This is a genomic window from Streptomyces sp. 13-12-16, from assembly GCF_002114215.1.
Lineage (GTDB): Bacteria > Actinomycetota > Actinomycetes > Streptomycetales > Streptomycetaceae > Streptomyces.
Genome location: NZ_NCTE01001046.1, coordinates 1 through 1,405 on the forward strand (window position 1 = coordinate 1; position 1,405 = coordinate 1,405).

Genomic DNA, 1,405 nt, shown 5'->3' on the forward strand with positions numbered 1-1,405 from the left:
CGGGTCCGCCGGGGTCGGCCGGGCGGCGGGGCCGGCCCGGTGCAGGTAGTCCTCGAGTTCGTCGGCGGCGCGCAGATGGCCGCCGGCCTCGCGCTGGGCGGTCCGCAGGGCGGTCGCCGCGTCCCGGAAGCGGGGTTCGGTGAGCAGGCGCCGGGCGAGGACGTTGACCGTCTCCGCGGAGACGTCCTCGGTGCGGACCGACAGGCCGGCGCCGAGTTCGACGACCCGCCGGGCCACCAGCGGCTGGTCCGCGCCCTGCGGGACGACCAGCAGGGGCACGCCGGCGTCCATGGCCTCGTTGACGCTGTTCATCCCGCCGTGGGTGACGAACAGGGCCGCGCGGGCCAGTACGTCCGGCTGCGGGACGAAGGCGCGTGCGAGCACGTTGTCCGGCAGCGGACCCAGTACGGCGGGGTCCGTGCGCCCGGTGGAGACGACGACGGTGCCGCCCAGCGGTGCGAGCCCGGTGGCGAAGTCGCGCAGCACCCGCGGACCGGCGTCGAAGACCGTGCCCAACGAGGCGTACAGCACCGGGGGTCGCAGCCGGCCGGCCGGGAACGACGGGTCGTGCGGACGGGCGCCGACGCTGGGGCCGACGAACCGGTAGGACCCGTCGAAGGAGTCGGCGCCGGGCTGGAAGGCACGCGAGGTGAAGACCAGGTTGAGCGGTTGCCCCGCGGTCACCAGGTCGAGCAGGGGCAGGTTCCGGGTGTCGTGACGGCGGGACAGCCGCCATCGCGAGCGCAGGTAGCCCAGGGCGCTGCGGGGCCGGGCCGCCGCCGCGGCCAGCAGTCCCCACGATGCGCTGCTGGGGCCGGGCACCCGTCGGTTGAACGCCATGGTGGTGAACACCGAGGCCGCGGGCACCCCGAGTTCGCTCGCGGCGACCGGGCCCCAGGGGCAGGCGGCTCCGTGGACGATCAGGTCGGGCCGGACACGGCGCAGATCGGCCAGCACGGTGGGCAGCAGGGCGAGGGCGGTGCGGGCGAGCCCGTCCAGCATGGTGACGGGCGTGGGCGGACCGGCGAGCGGGGGGCCGTCCCCGGGGTAGAGGCACACGGTCGCGCCGGTGGCCGCCAGCTCGTCCGCGAACGCGGGGGTGGTGTGGTAGGTGACGGTGTGGCCGCGGCGGACGAGTTCGGCCACGACCGGCAGCGTCGGGTTGATGTGTCCGTGCAGGGCGATGTTGAGGAACGCGATGGTGCTCATCGGCGGGCCCCCGGTACTGGGACGGTCCGGGCCGGGCCCGGGACGGCGGAAGGGACGGAAAGGCGTTCCTCGTCCCGGCGGAGTCCGGGGGCACCGGCGTGCGGCCGGCCGAGGGAACGTCCGGCGGTGCCGGGGGCCGCCGGGAGCGGCCGAAGCCCCACGGGCCGGGCCTCGGCGCCGGTCGGCGCCGACCCCG

At 76.8% G+C, this 1,405-nt stretch carries 1 protein-coding gene; it reads right to left on the bottom strand.

Features of this window, described 5'->3' with window-relative positions:
- On the bottom strand, positions 1-1,209 hold a 1,209-nt coding region (locus tag B7767_RS34930; protein WP_107486505.1), incomplete at its 3' end, for a macrolide family glycosyltransferase.
- Positions 1,210-1,405: the final 196 nt, after the last annotated feature.